Genomic DNA, 16,035 nt, shown 5'->3' on the forward strand with positions numbered 1-16,035 from the left:
AAGATAAAAATAAGCAAAAAATAAATATGTATAGATGATTGCTTCAAAAACAAAACAAAAACAGGAGGTTCTGGAAGCCGTAGTAGTTAGATTCGTTGGTGATTCCGGTGATGGTATGCAATTGACCGGAACACAGTTTTCTGACACATCTGCTATGTTCGGAAATGATATTGCCACTTTCCCGAACTACCCTGCCGAAATTAGAGCCCCCCAGGGGAGCCTTTATGGCGTATCGGGTTTTCAAGTCCATATTGGCAGTGTTGAAATAAGTGCCCCGGGAGAAAATGTAGACCTTTTGGTTGCCATGAATCCTGCCGGGCTCAAAACTAACTTACATGCTGTAAAGCCTGGCCATACGATAATTGTGGACACAGATGCCTTTTCCAAAAAGAATTTAGAAAAAGCGCAGTATGAATCCAATCCCCTCGAAGACGGAAGTTTGGATAACTATCATGTGATAGAAGTTGCGATGACATCACTCACAAAAGAAGCACTAAAAGAGGTTGAGGGATTAGATAATAAAAGTATCACCAGGAGTAAAAATATGTTTGCCCTTGGAATGGTCTATTGGATGTACAACAGGTCTACAGAGCATACTATAGAATTTTTCAATAAAAAATTTAAGTCTAAACCAGAATTAATTGAAGCCAATACAAAGGTGTTAAATGCAGGTTTCTATTTTTCGGAAACCCTGGAATTAATTCCCAATTCCTATACAGTTGCTCCCGCTAAAATGGCAGCTGGTACTTACAGAATAGTTATGGGAAATACAGCCACTGCGTGGGGATTTTTAGCAGCTGCAGAAAAATCTGGTCTGGAACTATTTTTGGGTTCATATCCTATTACCCCTGCTTCTGATATTCTTCATGAACTGGTAAAGCATAAGCACTTCGGGGTTAAAGCTTTACAGGCTGAAGATGAAATTGCAGGCATCACATCTGCTATTGGCGCGGCTTTTGCCGGCGATTTAGCCATTACTACCACTTCAGGTCCTGGTTTGGCTTTAAAAGGCGAAGCCCTGGGTCTTGCAATGATACTGGAATTACCATTAGTTGTTGTTGATGTCCAAAGAGGAGGCCCGTCTACAGGCCTGCCTACTAAAACTGAACAGTCAGATTTGCTCCAGGCTTTGTATGGAAGAAATGGTGAAAGTCCGGTCATTATTATAGCAGCCAGTACTCCTGCTAATTGTTTTAATTATGCCTATGAAGCATCAAAACTGGCTATTGAACATATGACTCCGGTTATTCTATTGACAGATGGTTATATTGCCAATGGTTCTGCGCCCTGGAAAATAAAATCTGTGTCTGAAATGCCCGAAATAAAAACCAGGCTAATTAAAGAGGCAAAAGAAACATGGAATCCTTATGACCGGGATGAAACGACTCTGGCACGTGACTGGGCAATTCCCGGAACCTTTGGATTGGAACACAGAGTAGGTGGCCTGGAAAAAGATAAAGTGACAGGTCAGGTATCTTATGTTCCTGAAAATCATGAATATATGACCAGAATCAGAGCTGAAAAGGTAAAAAGAGTAGAAAATTATATCCCATTACTGAAAACAGAATTTACAGATGAAGGTGATTTACTGGTTATTGGATGGGGCGGCACCTTTGGCACATTATACTCTTCGTTAAAAGAGTTAAGACAAGAAGGATATTCCTCTGTTGGCCTTGCACATTTTAACTATATAAATCCCTTGCCGAAAAATACGGAGGAGGTCTTAAAAAGATTTAAAAAAATTGTAGTCTGCGAATTAAATACAGGCCAGTTTGCTTCGGTTTTAAGGATGAATTTTCATGGTATTGAGTTTTTACAATATAATAAGATACAAGGATTACCTTTTGGTAATAGTGAGCTTATAGAAGAATTTAAAAAAATAATGAAATAGCAATGGAGACAACAGCAACACCGAAATATACATTTAAAGATTTTGCCAGTGATCAGGAAGTAAGGTGGTGTCCCGGTTGTGACGATTATGTCATCCTCCGCTCCATGCAAAAGGCACTTCCCGAAATGGGCCTTAAAAAAGAAGATGTCGTATTCATTTCCGGAATAGGATGTTCTTCCCGTTTCCCATATTACATGAACACGTATGGAATGCACAGTATTCACGGCAGAGCACCTGCAATAGCTTCAGGGGTTAAACTTGCCAATCCTGACCTCAGCGTTTGGATTATAACCGGAGATGGGGATTCCATGGCCATAGGGGGTAACCACTTTATTCATTTACTCAGGCGAAATCTGGATTTGAATATTATAATGTTTAATAATGAAATTTACGGCTTAACCAAGGGACAATTCTCCCCTACTTCCCTTGTTGGCCAAAAAACAAAATCTTCTCCTTATGGCAATACACAACCTCCATTTTTACCGGGAGAATTGGCTATTGGTGCGCAAGCCCGATTTTTTGCCAGAATTGGCGGAAATACTCCAAAAGAAATGACAGACTTGTTCATTAAAGCCGAAAAATTTAAAGGCACTTCTTTAATCGAGGTCCTTCAAAATTGCCCGATTTTCAATGATGGTTGTTTTTCAAAATATACTGATAAGGCCGTGAGAGAAGACAAACAATTATTTGTTGAACATGGAAAACCGATGATATTTGGCAAAGAACGAAACAAAGGGCTGGTCTTAAACGGATTAAAATTAGAAGTAGTGACTATAGGAGAAAACGGAGTTACCGAAGCTGATCTGCTTGTTCATGATGCCGAAGAAAAAGACCCTACCTTACATCAGATGCTGGTAAGGTCTGAATATCCATTAGTAACCGGTATCATTAGAGCTTTTCCGGATGTTACTTTCGAAGAAAGGGTTAATGAATTAACGGCCGCTGTTAAAGCTGGTTCCAGCTTTGCAAAGACTGATGATTTATTCTTCTCCGGAGAAACTTATGAAGTTAAATAACATAAATTAGTTTATGGGTTCTGAAGCCATTATTGTATTTTTTCTTGCTGGAATTGTCCTGGTCGCAGGAGCAAATTTTTTATCAAATTTAATTTCACACAAATCAGATAATCCTCAAAAGCGGGAACCTTATGAGAGTGGTATGACCACTATCGGGCCAACATGGGTTCAGTTTAAGGTGGGTTATTATTTATTTGCTATACTATTTTTGATTTTTGATGTTGAAGTGGCCTTTTTGGTTCCATGGGCTGTTGTATTTAAAGATATTGGAGCAATTGCATTTTTTGAAATATTAATCTTTCTTGTCATTTTAGGTTTGGGCTTACTATATGCATGGAAAAAAGGAGCATTAAAATGGGAGTAGATAAGACAAATGACCCAATGAGTCAGCCTGGGAAAGTACCTGAGGACTTTCCAGGAAAAGTAATCCCGGCAGGCAACGGTGCTAATGTTATCGTGACATCTTTAGATAAAATAATTAACTGGGGCAGATCTAATTCTCTTTGGTCATTATACTTTGGAACAAGTTGTTGTGCTATTGAAATGATGCAGACCGGTGCAGCGCGGCATGATTACTCCAGGTTTGGTTTTGAAGTTGCCAGACCTTCCCCCAGACAAGCTGATTTGATAATAATAGCGGGGACAATAGTTAACAAAATGGCTCCTGTGCTCAGACGACTATATGACCAGATGGCTGAACCCAGATATGTTATCGCCATGGGTGCCTGTGCTATTTCCGGAGGTCCTTTTTTCTATAATACTTATTCAGTGGTAAAGGGTGCAGACCATGTTATCCCTGTTGATGTATATGTGCCTGGTTGTCCTCCCAGACCTGAAGCATTGTTAGAAGGTATGCTGATGCTACAGGATAAGATAAGGACAGAAAATATGAAACATAAAAAAAATCCAATTGACGGGTTTGATGAAGGCTTATAGAAAATAGATGAAAAACGAAGAATTACAGGAATTAATAGGCAATTGGAGCCCCAATTTAGAATTTACTGAAGAAGGGTCCCAATACCTTAATGTAACGGTTCCCAAAGAAGAATTGCATGCTATCATGTTCAAATTGAAACATGATGATCAATCAAGTCTTGATTATTTGTTTTGCTTAAGTGGGGTAGATTGGGGTGAAGAACTGGGAGTTGTTTACCATTTAGAATCCACAAATTTCAGGCACAGCCTGGTAGTAAAAACGCAAATAGCAGAAAGAGAAAACCCTGTTATAGCTTCAGTCTATGATATATGGGCAACTGCTGAGTTTCACGAACGTGAAGTATTTGATTTTTTTGGAATAAATTTTACCAATCATCCTAACCTTAAACGCCTTTTCTTAACGGATGATTGGGTTGGTTTTCCATTACGAAAAGATTATGAAGACAACATTAATATGATTATCAAATAATCAGTTATGGAAACAGTCACCCTGAATAGCAACTTTAAATCTGAAGAATATTTTATAAACATGGGGCCGCAACACCCTGCTACCCATGGTGTCCTCAGGCTTTTGCTTACAATAGATGGTGAGATTATAAAAAAAGTGGAACCAGACCTGGGTTATATTCATCGTTCTATTGAAAAAATGTGTGAACGCGATAGTTATCAGCAAATCGTTCACTTAACAGATAGGATGGATTATTTGTCGGCCAACATTAATAATGAAGCTGTTTGCCTTACCATTGAAAATGCCTTGCAACTTGAAATTCCAGAAAGGGTTAAAGTAATAAGAACAATTATTGGTGAACTTACCAGAATATCCTCACATTGTTTATGGTGGGGAGTTATGGGTATGGATGTTGGTGCGTTAACCACCTATTTTTATGGCTTTAGAGACCGCGAACTCCTTAATGATATATTTGAGGAAACCTGTGGTGCCCGCCTAACGATGAATTATAATGTCCCAGGCGGACTAATGTTCGATATTCATCCCAATTTTGTAAAAAGGGTTAAAGATTTTATTGCCCATTTCAAGACTAAACTTCCGGAATACGACCGCCTATTAACAGATAATATCATTTTTCAAAAAAGAGCCATGGGTGTAGGTATCCTAAGCAAAGAAGACGCTATATCCTATGGCGCTTCCGGACCTGTAGGCAGAGCTTCAGGGTATTCCTGTGATGTAAGAAAACACCATCCCTACAGTGCTTTGGATAAAGTGACCTTTAATGAAGCATTGAGAACAGAGGGCGATACTTATGCACGATATCTGGTGAGAATTCAGGAAATGTGGGAATCTATGTCAATTGTGGAGCAATTAATTGACAACATCCCGGAAGGAGAACACAGAGTAGCAACAAATGCGGTAATAAAACTTCCAAAAGGAGAATATTACCAAAAAGTGGAAACAGCCAGAGGCGAATTAGGTGTATATATAATTAGTACCGGATTAAAAAGTCCGTATCGTTTGAAATTCAGGTCCCCCGGTTTTTCAAATCTTTCATTGCTTAACCATATTGCAGTTGGTGGAAAAATAGGCGACCTGGTAGCTACTATGGCAACCTTGGATCTTGTTATTCCCGATATAGATAGATAAAAGAATACTATGAATAGTGCTTTAAGTATCACAAAAAATATTCACGATTGGCTCTTTAGCATTATGCCTGAAACGGCAGCCAATATTGCTGAGATGGTATTGATAGCCCTTGTTTATCTGGGAATTTTTGCAATTGCCGGTTTGTTCCTTGTATTACTGGAAAGACGGGTTGCTGCCTGGTTTCAATTAAGGATAGGACCTAATAGGGTTGGTTTCCAGGGTTTGTTACAAACAATGGCCGATGCCATAAAGCTTCTTTCCAAGGAGTTAACCGGTACTACCAAGGCAGATAAATTCCTGTATAATTTAGCGCCGTATTTTGTGATAATCTCTTCGCTAATGGCATTGAGCGTCTTTCCTTTTACCAAGGAATTTCAGGCATTCGACATTAATATTGGAATCTTTTTTTTAATTGCTGTTTCATCCATAGGAGTAATAGGTATTTTATTAGGTGGATGGAGTAGTAACAACAAATTTGCTATGATCGGTGCAATGCGAAGTGGTGTACAAACCATTAGCTATGAACTCTCAATTGGTTTATCACTCCTAACCATGGTTCTAATAACGGGAAGCCTTCAACTTTCTGAGATTGTAGAAGTTCAAAAGTCGGGTTGGTTAATTGTTCAGGGGCATATCCCTGCGATTATTGCCTTTATGATATATATGATTGCGGGTACTGCTGAAACCAACAGGGCCCCTTTTGATATGGTTGAAGCCGAATCGGAATTGGGGGCCGGATTCCATACTGAATACTCAGGGATGAAGTTTGCCTACTTCTTTTTAGCCGAATTCATTAATATGTTTATTATTGCAGCCATTGCCACAACTATATTTTTTGGTGCCTGGTTGTCTCCCTTTGGAATTACGGAATCTATTCCTTTGTTGGGAGTATTTTGGTTTTTGCTTAAAGCTCTTATCCTTGTTTTCTTAATGATGTGGTTTCGGTGGACGTTCCCCAGGTTAAGAATAGATCAACTTCTTACCTTGGAATGGAAGTATTTATTGCCTTTAAACCTGGCAAATATTATGTTAATGGCCTTACTCGTTTGGCTTAATTTAACTATAAGTTTTTAAAATTATGAGTTACTTTTCAGATATCTATAGAGGCATAAAAACCTTGCTCACCGGAATGAGTGTTACCGGGAAGTATTTTGTGACATCCAGGAAAGGTGCCATTACTCAGCAATATCCCGATAATAGAGAAACTCTTAAGATGTTCGATCGTTTTCGCGGTGAGGTCATTATGCCACACAATGAAAATAATGAACATCGATGTACAGGCTGTCAAAAATGCGAAATAGCCTGTCCAAATGGAACCATTGAAATCATTTGGGACAGGGGTATTGATGAAAATACTGGTAAAAAGAAGAAAAAAATAGATCAGTTTGTATATCATTTAAGCATGTGTACCATGTGCGGACTCTGCATAGATGTCTGCCCTACAGATGCAATTAAATGGGGGCAAAATTTTGAGAATTCTGTATATGACCGAACTGCCCTTACAAGAGTTTTAAACGAACCGGGTTCCACGTTAGAAGCCGGTGTAGAAGATTAAATATGGAAAGAATTGTTTTTTATTGCCTGGCCGCAGTTATTATTGCTTTTGGTGTAGCTTCAGTAACGAGCAGAAAAATGCTTCGTTCTGTGATTTACCTTTCTTTTGTTCTGATAAGTATTGCCGGGATATTCTTTTTAGTGGATTATAATTTTCTTGCTGCAATTCAACTCACAGTCTATGCCGGTGGAATTGTTGTGCTCATCATATTTTCAGTATTACTGGTGCACCATATTGAAATGGAATTGGAAATGGCTAAAGCATCTAAAAAGATAGTGACGGCTATTGCTTGTTTAATAGGTCTGGGCGTTTTTTTAACGGCTATTTACTCCTATGATTTTAATGTGATCAATAACTCTTTAACCACAACTACTGCTGATATTGGTACCGGCCTGTTAAGCTATGAGGCCGGGGGATTTATATTGCCATTTGAGGTAATTAGCGTACTCTTATTGGCATCAATGATAGGTGCTATAGTAATTGCCAAAGGGAAAAAGTTAACTGAGAAAAATAATCAACCACAATGATACACGGAATAAGTATATATGAAATTCTTACTGTGACTTCAATCCTGTTTTTTATAGGGGTATATGGCTTTATCACAAGAACCAATCTCATTTCCATTTTAATTTCCGTAGAATTAATTCTAAATGCCTCAGTTGTAAACTTCGTGATCATTAACAAGTATTTGTTTCCTGAAGTCCTGCAAGGCGTTTATTTTTCAATTTTTATTATTGCCGTAGCTGCTGCAGAAACAGCTCTTGCCGTGTCTATTATTATTAATCTATACAGGCAAATAAGCTCGGTGGAAGTCAAGGACATTGAAACTATGAAATATTAATACGACCGGGCATGAATCTAAACCACATCATCTTAATTCCTTTAATACCCCTGGCGGTATTTTTGATCCTCGGTATTTTTTATAACAAAATTAAACCCGCAGTTTCGGGATATGTAGGAGTTTTGGGTTTACTTACTGCCACCGGCTTAGCATTTTATTCTGCCTATAATTACTTTATTGTAATCGGAAAAACAGAAGGAGTTTATCAAACTATCGTAGAAAAAACAGTTTGGATGAACTTTACAGATAGCCTGCGAATTGATATGGGAATCCTTATAGATCCTATTTCTGTTATGATGCTGATTGTAGTTTCTGTTATATCTTTAATGGTTCATATTTATAGCAGGGGATATATGAAGGGCGATCCGGGTTACACCAAATATTTTGCCTTTCTATCCTTGTTCACATTTTCCATGTATGGCCTGGTTTTGGCAACCAATCTATTCCAAATATACATCTTCTGGGAATTGGTGGGGGTCTCCTCCTATTTATTAATTGGCTATTATTATACAAAGGAATCTGCTGTTGCGGCAGCTAAAAAAGCCTTTGTTGTTACCCGTTTTGCGGATCTGGGATTTCTAATTGGTATCCTGATAATTGGATACTATACCGGCACATATGATTTTGAAACTTTGAATAACCCTGAAGGAACAAGTATTTTAAACTGGGCGTCCACCTCGTTCATGGGACTCTCTGTTCTCACCTGGGCGCTTCTTCTGATCTTTATTGGAGGAGCCGGAAAATCGGCTATGTTTCCGTTGCATATTTGGTTACCCGATGCTATGGAAGGGCCCACTCCGGTTTCGGCATTAATCCATGCAGCCACCATGGTAGTTGCGGGTGTGTACCTCGTAGCTCGTTTATTCCCAATGTACTATTTTATTGAGGATGGCTTTGCATTAAATATTGTGGCTTTCGTCGGGGCCTTTACAGCTCTTTTTGCGGCTGTAATAGCGATTACGCAAACAGATATTAAAAGAGTATTGGCTTTTTCAACCATGTCCCAATTGGGCTATATGATGCTTGCACTCGGTGTTTCAGGATATGAAGGTCATGAAGGTCTGGGCTATATGGCATCTATGTTTCACTTGTTTACTCATGCCATGTTTAAGGCCCTGTTGTTTTTATGTGCAGGTTCTGTAATTCATGCAATTCACAGTAATTTCCTTAAAGACATGGGAGGATTACGAAAATACATGCCCATTACCAATATTACATTCTTAATAGCCGCGCTGGCAATTGCCGGCGTACCCCCATTAGCCGGATTTTGGAGTAAGGATGAAATTCTAGTCGCCGCCTTTGAACACAATACTTTCTTATATGTAATTGGGCTATTCGTTGCTGGACTTACGGCATTCTACATTTTTAGAATTTACTTTGGAATATTTTGGGGTAAAGAAGGCAATTATAAAGATAAACCCAATGAATCTCCTGGATCTCTGACCGCACCTCTTTTGATATTGGCATTTTTTAGTATCGTTGGCGGATTTATCCCTTTTAGTGAATTTATAAGTGCAGATAAAGCCGGGTTTGAAACTCATGTTAATTATCCATTGGCTGCTATTGCCGTTTTTGCAGGATTAATTGGAATTGCTCTTTCCTGGATGTTTTATAAAAAAGAAAATGAACTCGCAGACAAATTTGCAAACGGTTTCGGAGCATTCTACACATGGGCATATCATAAATTTTACTTTGATGAATTATATCTGTTTGTAACCAAAAGAATTTTGTTCAATGGTATTGCAAAGACTGCCGCAAGATTTGATAAAAAGTACGTTGATGGGACAATGGTTGGAATAGGAAATCAAACTCTTAATACTTCTGAGAAAATTAAAGGTATACAGTCTGGTAAAGTTCAGGATTATGCTTTCGCATTTATTGCCGGAGCGGTTGTACTTGCCATTATTTGTATCTATTTATGGACGAATTAAATATATAATATGGATATTTTATCCCTTTTTATTGTGGTGCCGGCCTTAGCCGTCTTGGTTTTGATTTTTACCAAAAATCTAAAACAGGCCAGAATGGTTGCATTAGCGGGAAGTCTTGTACAGCTGGGAATGGCAGTTAATCTGATTTTTTCTTACCTCAAGGAAATAGAGACCAATGATGCTATTATGGTCTTTACAAAAGATGTGGTCTGGTTTAAAAATTTTAATATTCATTATAACATTGGGGTAGATGGCATTTCCGTTGCCTTGCTGCTATTAACCGCCATTGTAGTACTAGCGGGTGTCTTTATTTCTTGGAAAATGGAAGATTTGCCAAAGGAGTTTTTCATCTCGCTGATAGTACTTTCTATTGGTGTGTATGGCTTCTTTATTTCTATTGACCTCTTTACAATGTTTGTATTCTTTGAGATTGCGGTTATCCCGATGTATTTATTAATAGGTATTTGGGGTACTGGGCCAAAGGAATTTTCTGCAATGAAACTAACCCTCATGCTCATGGGTGCCTCTGCTGTTCTGCTGGTTGGAATTTTGGGGATTTACTTTAACTCTAATGCAGACGGGGGAGCATTAACATTTAACATTCTGGAAATAGCCAAAGTAAATATTCCTTTTGAAGTGCAAAGATTGTTCTTCCCAATTACCTTTATTGGCTTTGCAGTCATTGGAGCTTTGTTCCCTTTTCATACCTGGTCTCCCGACGGTCATGCTTCAGCCCCTACAGCAGTTTCAATGTTACATGCCGGAGTATTAATGAAACTAGGCGGATATGGTGTGTTTAGGGTAGCTATATTCTTATTACCCGAGGGAGCCTTACATTGGTCCTGGTTTTTTATTATTCTATCTGCCTTTGGTGTCATCTATGGAGCGTTCGCGGCTATTAAACAAACAGATTTAAAGTACATCAATGCCTATTCTTCCGTAAGCCATTTGGGACTAGTTCTCTTTGCTTTGCTTATGTTGAATAAAACGGCCTGGAATGGTGCCATATTACAATCGCTCTCACATGGTTTTATGACAGCACTTTTCTTTGCCTTAATAGGCATGATTTACGGTAGAACACATACCCGTGATGTCACCAAACTGGGGGGGTTGTTAAAGGTAATTCCTTTTATATCGGCAGTTTATGTTATTGCCGGTCTGGCTTCATTAGGATTACCTGGTTTTAGCGGTTTTGTTGCTGAAATGAACATCTTCGTGGGGGCCTTTGAAAATGATAATGGCCTTTATAGAATTGCAACCGTAATCGCCGTCTCTGCTATTGTAGTGACCGCTGTATATATATTACGTGTTGTGGGTATCATGTTAATGGGCCCTGTAAAAAATGAAGCCTACTTAAATCTTGAAAGAGTACAATGGTATGAAAAACTTGGTGTTTTATTACTCCTTTTACCAATAATAGCTATTGGTATTGCACCCTTGTGGTTAAGTGAAATGATACTGAAAAGTCTGGATCCGTTTTTAAAGGGAGTGTTATAAACTGAATATTAAATAACCAAAAATGAATTTTAGCAGCTTTTTATTAATGAGACAAGAAATTGCCTTACTGGCAATTATCCTGATTCTGGTTATAGCCGAGATTTTTATCCCTAAAAACAGAAAAGCCAGCATTGTACACCTTACTGTATTTTTGTTTGGCATACACACAATTATTGGATTTTTTCAGATTGATGAAAGTTATCTATTTGGAGGAATGTTTCGCACCAACCACCTGATTCATTTTTTCAAAAACGTATTAAACATTGGTGTGCTTATCTTATTACTACAGTCTGCAGACTGGATACAGGAAAAAATAATGAATCAGAATAAGGGTTCTGAATTCTTTATCTTGTTGTTCTCATCCTTGTTGGGTATGTATTTTATGATATCGGCAGGTGATTTTTTAATGTTTTATCTGGGACTTGAGTTATCCACACTTCCGGTAGCCGCTCTTGCTGCTTTTGAAACTATGAAAAGGATTTCAAGTGAATCGGGGATTAAGCTAATACTTTCATCCGCGCTTGCATCCGGAGTTTCATTATTCGGAATTTCTATGCTTTATGCCACTACTGGCTCTATATATTTCAGTGAAATTGTTCAAACGCTCTCTTCCACCAACCTAACGCTGCTGGGTATGGTATTGCTGTTTGCCGGCATAAGTTTCAAGATTTCTCTGGTACCATTTCATTTTTGGACTGCGGATGTTTATGAAGGGGCCCCTATTAGTGTTGCCTCTTATTTATCAGTTATATCTAAAGGCTCAGCTGTTTTTATTTTAATGATCTTATTATTTACAGTTTTACAGCCATTGGTTCATATTTGGGAAAACATGATTTATATTATTGCCATCGCAACAATGTTTATTGGCAATTTGTTTGCTTTAAGACAGCAGAATATGAAGCGCTTTTTGGCATTTTCATCTATAGCTCAGGCTGGATTTATTTTACTGGGGTTAATTGAAGGTTCTCAATTAGGCACAGCCACAGTGGTATACTTTGTACTTATATACATATTCTCCAATTTAGCAGCTTTTGGCGTAGTACAAGCAATTTCCTTACAAACCGGCAAGGAGCAAATAAAAGATTATGAAGGATTATACAGAACTAATCCAAACCTGAGTCTGGTGCTAATGCTTGCACTTTTTTCTTTAGCCGGCATTCCCCCGGTGGCAGGATTTTTTGGAAAATTCTTCCTATTTACAGCTGCAGCCAGTAAAGGGCTCTATTTACTTGTATTTTTAGCGGTAGTGAATGTAACTATTTCTTTGTATTACTATTTATTGGTGGTAAGGGCAATGTTTTTGCGAAAAGGTGATAATCCAATTCCTTTTTTCAGAAATAAATTTTATATGAGAATTGGTCTGGCAATTACGGTCCTTGGCATTTTACTACTTGGTATATACAGTCCCTTATACGATTATATTTATGAATTAAGTAGTGCTTTTAATTAATGGTTATGAGTTTAGGAGGCAAACATTTATTTGGTAGTATTGACGAAACGAGGGTAACTTTTGTAGAAAAAAAAGTAACTAAAGAACGTGTTGAATTTTTAAAAAAACTTCTGGAGCACAACGGATTTGAGGTTCTTATTCAGGAAGAAAAGCGAGCTTCAGAAGAAGAACCGCAATTATACACTTTAGGAGTCACAGATATGGTATTCAATCCCACTATCTGGGTATATCAGCGAAAGCTTAAAACTTTTGACGGGCACAAGGTTACGCCCGATTATTGGGAACAGCGTTCAGAAAATACCCCTCCACAATATTGGAAAACCCCGAAAGACAATTAGCTTGTCTTGTCTAATAATTGATGTTTTTTCCTCAACAAAATCTTAATTTCATCGATTTTAACAGCAAATTAAGCCCCTATGGCAAGGTATTTGCTAAATTTACCCCGTAGAATTAAGGTTATGAAACACCAATATATACTAGCATTATTTCTTTTATCAGTTATTTATGTGAACGCACAAACTGATTTTCCAAAAAACCAGCCTTTAAAAATAGAGGCTGATAAAGATTTGGATTTAAAGAGTAATCCCAATAGTGGAACAGCCTTAAAAATGCCATCGCTGCTGGATTATAGCCCCAATGCAAGTATTAAAGAAACCAAAAATTCAAGAAATGTAAAAATGCTTCCCGAAAAGGAGTTGAAGCAAGCAGGTTTTGATTTAAAATTGGATACTAAAGTTGGTGAGCGCCAAAATGCCAATTCCAAAAAGCACTTTGGAAATATGTATTTGGGTGATGTGAAAACTGGTGGTAATTTCGTGGGGATAGTCTGTCGCGATCATGAATATGTTGATGGTGACCGTGTTCGAGTATACGTAAATGGCGAAGTGGCTGAGTATAATATCCTGCTTACAGGAAGTTTTAAAGGCATAAATATAGACCTGCAAAAAGGCTTTAACCGATTAGATTTCGAAGCTTTAAACCAGGGTTCTTCGGGGCCGAATACAGCTCAGGTAGATGTTTATGATGATAAAGGAGAATTGATTCATTCTAATCAATGGTTGCTTTCAACAGGATCAAAGGCATCTTTAATTGTTGTCAAACAATAAAACAACTACTCCTTATTCCATCCCCGGCTTATATGAAATCTTTGCTCTTTTAAGTACATCTTCTTTGTAGTATGCTGCTTCTTTAAATTTTACCTTGGCGTAAGGAATTGTCTGATCATCAAAATGAGGTGATTTTGGATTACCACTTTGACCCCCTGCCAAAATTGTTTTAGCCCTGACTTTTGGGCCAAATTCTACTACGGCCACAAAACTATTTCCCCTGGTACCATATAACTTTTTTGTATTATTGTTATATCTGGCGCCATATGCTGCAAGTGCACCCCAGCGACCAGATGCGAATCCAATTGGAATACTTGGTTTATTATCATCAAAAGCTTGCCGTATATCACCATTTAAACGCTGATACCTGTTAACCTCGCCCCAGGGAATATTCCAATTTCCAAAATCACTTTCCAATTGTAACACTACCTCTTTAAAAATTGACAATCGCTCTTCCAACGGAGATTCCGAACCGAAATAGGACATTAATTCCATATCGCTCATAGGAGCTGGTCGTATTCCTTTTTTACCATACAATGTCCCGTAGAAATGTGCCAGGGTCATGGCTACAGATTCTTCTGAAGTTCTGTAATCCCAATTACGAAGTATTTGAATTGCCCCGGCCAACTCAGGCATTTTAGTTTCTGATTGGTCATAAGCAGATACCAACCCGGGGATTAATTCTGCAAAAGATGGAAGGTATGAATCATAAGCAAGGGAAATAAGGCTATCTATAGTATACCCACTTCTGTCCCTAAGTAATTCAATAGCATGGATCCCTCGAAAATTTTCACGGTCTACAGACATATACTTCGGGTAATTTTCTCGTTTTGGACTATTTTCCAAAGCGGCTGTAAAAGGAGTAGAGTTACAATTTTGAATCCATCCATTTTTAGGGTTTAACACAAGTATATTTTCATCTACGGTATGTAATCCCTTCCAATCAGTCTTAGGATTACTCCCATCAACAGGTTGGCTAAAATCAAAAATAGTATCCCTGACGGGCACAAAATTCCCATGAAAATAGGCAATATTGCCTTCGGAGTCGGCATATACGGTATTATTAGAGGAGTTGGTGCGGATATCCATCATCTTACGAAAACCACTATAGCCCTTTTGTTTGGTTCTTATATAGGATTGTTCCAATGCCTTTACTGGTTCCCACATCATTGCAGAAGCCACAGGCGACTCATTAATTTTATGTGTTATAGGTCCGTGGTGTGTGCGGTAGACGGTAAATGTTTTTTCTTTTATTCCTTTTTCATCCTTATATTTTAAAATGATCTCCTTTTCAATCACGGGGCGTAATTCCTCTCCATATACATAAAAAAGTTTGTTGTCTATTTCTTCAATTACCTCAACAAATTCGTCCATAACATCTGTATAAGTAGAGGTATGCATCCATCCCGTTTTCTCATTAAACCCCTGATAGACAAAAAACTGTCCCCAGGTAACTGCACCATAAGCATTAAGACCTTCTTCACTTACCACATGCACTTCTCCCCTGAAATAAAAAGAAGTATGTGGATTTATGAGTAACATGGCGTTGCCACTTTGTGTTAGTTTTCCGGAGATAGCAATACCATTGGAACCCTGAGGTTCCAATTCTTCATTACGTTTTTTTATTTCGGCCTCTTCAGCTTTTCCAAAAACTACTCCTTCTTCATAAAAAGCGCGTATTTTATCTGTACTTATCCGTTCAATATCTCCCCCAATGGAGCCTTCGCTAAAATACATCGGCATCCAGGGTTCAAATCGGGTTATTAGCTTAGGCTTCACCTCGGGATGCGTATACAAGTAGTAATTTATCCCATCAGCAAATGCATCGCAAAGTTTCTTCAACCAATCCGGACTCTTTTCATAATTGGCAATTGCCTCTTCCTTACTCATGAACATATTGGCCCGTAAATCGCTATACAATGCCTCTTTTCCCTCAACTTCGGCCAATCTGCCAATTGCCCATATATAATTCTGTTCCACCCGGTTAAAATCGTCTTCACATTGGGCATACAATAGACCAAATACGGCATCTGCATCGGTCTTACCGTAAATATGGGGGACGCCAAAATCATCTCTGATAATTGTAACATTCTCTGCTCGTTCCTTCCATTGATCTATTTCGGAATGTCCATTTATGGTTTTACATGAAGTGATAAGTGCAAGGGATAGAATTAAAATATAGTTAATCAAAGGAAATTTCATAGGTGATTTCTGT

General features: G+C 38.2%; 16 protein-coding genes. 15 read left to right on the forward strand and 1 reads right to left on the reverse strand.

The window, feature by feature from the left end; translation table 11 throughout:
• The first annotated feature begins 34 nt into the window (after positions 1-34).
• The 15 genes from Q0874_RS01240 to Q0874_RS01310 all read left to right on the forward strand — a co-directional run bounded on the left by Q0874_RS01240 (position 35) and on the right by Q0874_RS01310 (position 13,820).
• Positions 35-1,891 (forward strand): 2-oxoacid:acceptor oxidoreductase subunit alpha, encoded by a 1,857-nt coding sequence (locus tag Q0874_RS01240; protein ID WP_299158339.1) that lies wholly within the window; start codon positions 35-37, stop codon positions 1,889-1,891.
• Positions 1,892-1,893: 2 nt separating this feature from the next.
• Positions 1,894-2,907: a 2-oxoacid:ferredoxin oxidoreductase subunit beta gene (locus Q0874_RS01245; RefSeq protein ID WP_299158341.1), complete on the forward strand. Its 1,014-nt coding sequence runs from the start codon at positions 1,894-1,896 to the stop codon at positions 2,905-2,907.
• Between the two features lie 13 nt (positions 2,908-2,920).
• A complete protein-coding gene (locus tag Q0874_RS01250) occupies positions 2,921-3,271 on the forward strand; it encodes an NADH-quinone oxidoreductase subunit A (RefSeq protein WP_297705655.1) in 351 nt (116 codons plus the stop codon).
• Positions 3,262-3,843 carry an NADH-quinone oxidoreductase subunit B gene (locus Q0874_RS01255; RefSeq protein ID WP_367275401.1) on the forward strand — a complete coding sequence of 194 codons (582 nt, stop codon included), beginning with the start codon at positions 3,262-3,264 and terminating at the stop codon, positions 3,841-3,843. The genes Q0874_RS01250 and Q0874_RS01255 overlap by 10 nt, the downstream gene beginning before the upstream one ends.
• 7 nt (positions 3,844-3,850) lie before the next feature.
• Positions 3,851-4,312: an NADH-quinone oxidoreductase subunit C gene (locus Q0874_RS01260; protein ID WP_299158345.1), complete on the forward strand. Its 462-nt coding sequence runs from the start codon at positions 3,851-3,853 to the stop codon at positions 4,310-4,312.
• 6 nt (positions 4,313-4,318) lie between these two features.
• Positions 4,319-5,440: an NADH-quinone oxidoreductase subunit D gene (locus Q0874_RS01265; RefSeq protein ID WP_299158347.1), complete on the forward strand. Its 1,122-nt coding sequence runs from the start codon at positions 4,319-4,321 to the stop codon at positions 5,438-5,440.
• A gap of 9 nt (positions 5,441-5,449) precedes the next feature.
• Positions 5,450-6,514, forward strand: a complete 1,065-nt coding sequence (nuoH, locus tag Q0874_RS01270) for an NADH-quinone oxidoreductase subunit NuoH (protein WP_299158350.1) — start codon at positions 5,450-5,452, stop codon at positions 6,512-6,514.
• 4 nt (positions 6,515-6,518) lie between these two features.
• Positions 6,519-6,995: a 4Fe-4S binding protein gene (locus tag Q0874_RS01275; RefSeq protein WP_299158352.1), complete on the forward strand. Its 477-nt coding sequence runs from the start codon at positions 6,519-6,521 to the stop codon at positions 6,993-6,995.
• 2 nt (positions 6,996-6,997) lie between these two features.
• Positions 6,998-7,522: an NADH-quinone oxidoreductase subunit J gene (locus tag Q0874_RS01280; protein WP_299158353.1), complete on the forward strand. Its 525-nt coding sequence runs from the start codon at positions 6,998-7,000 to the stop codon at positions 7,520-7,522.
• Positions 7,519-7,836 carry an NADH-quinone oxidoreductase subunit NuoK gene (gene nuoK / locus Q0874_RS01285; protein ID WP_299158355.1) on the forward strand — a complete coding sequence of 106 codons (318 nt, stop codon included), beginning with the start codon at positions 7,519-7,521 and terminating at the stop codon, positions 7,834-7,836. Before Q0874_RS01280 ends, nuoK begins: the two co-directional genes overlap by 4 nt.
• An 11-nt stretch (positions 7,837-7,847) precedes the next feature.
• A complete protein-coding gene (gene nuoL / locus Q0874_RS01290) occupies positions 7,848-9,767 on the forward strand; it encodes an NADH-quinone oxidoreductase subunit L (protein ID WP_299158358.1) in 1,920 nt (639 codons plus the stop codon).
• A 9-nt stretch (positions 9,768-9,776) separates the two neighbouring features.
• Positions 9,777-11,264 carry a NuoM family protein gene (locus Q0874_RS01295; protein ID WP_299158360.1) on the forward strand — a complete coding sequence of 496 codons (1,488 nt, stop codon included), beginning with the start codon at positions 9,777-9,779 and terminating at the stop codon, positions 11,262-11,264.
• Positions 11,265-11,286: 22 nt separating this feature from the next.
• Positions 11,287-12,714 carry an NADH-quinone oxidoreductase subunit N gene (locus Q0874_RS01300; protein WP_299158362.1) on the forward strand — a complete coding sequence of 476 codons (1,428 nt, stop codon included), beginning with the start codon at positions 11,287-11,289 and terminating at the stop codon, positions 12,712-12,714.
• Between the two features lie 5 nt (positions 12,715-12,719).
• A complete protein-coding gene (locus Q0874_RS01305; RefSeq protein ID WP_299158364.1) occupies positions 12,720-13,052 on the forward strand; it encodes a hypothetical protein in 333 nt (110 codons plus the stop codon).
• 78 nt (positions 13,053-13,130) lie between these two features.
• A complete protein-coding gene (locus tag Q0874_RS01310) occupies positions 13,131-13,820 on the forward strand; it encodes a hypothetical protein (protein WP_299158366.1) in 690 nt (229 codons plus the stop codon).
• Positions 13,821-13,832: 12 nt separating this feature from the next.
• Here the strand turns inward: Q0874_RS01310 and Q0874_RS01315 are convergent, their stop codons facing one another.
• Positions 13,833-16,022 carry an acylase gene (locus tag Q0874_RS01315; protein ID WP_299158368.1) on the reverse strand — a complete coding sequence of 730 codons (2,190 nt, stop codon included), beginning with the start codon at positions 16,020-16,022 and terminating at the stop codon, positions 13,833-13,835.
• Positions 16,023-16,035 lie beyond the last annotated feature (13 nt).

The sequence above is a fragment of the uncultured Eudoraea sp. genome (assembly GCF_947490415.1).
Classification (GTDB): Bacteria; Bacteroidota; Bacteroidia; order Flavobacteriales; family Flavobacteriaceae; genus Eudoraea.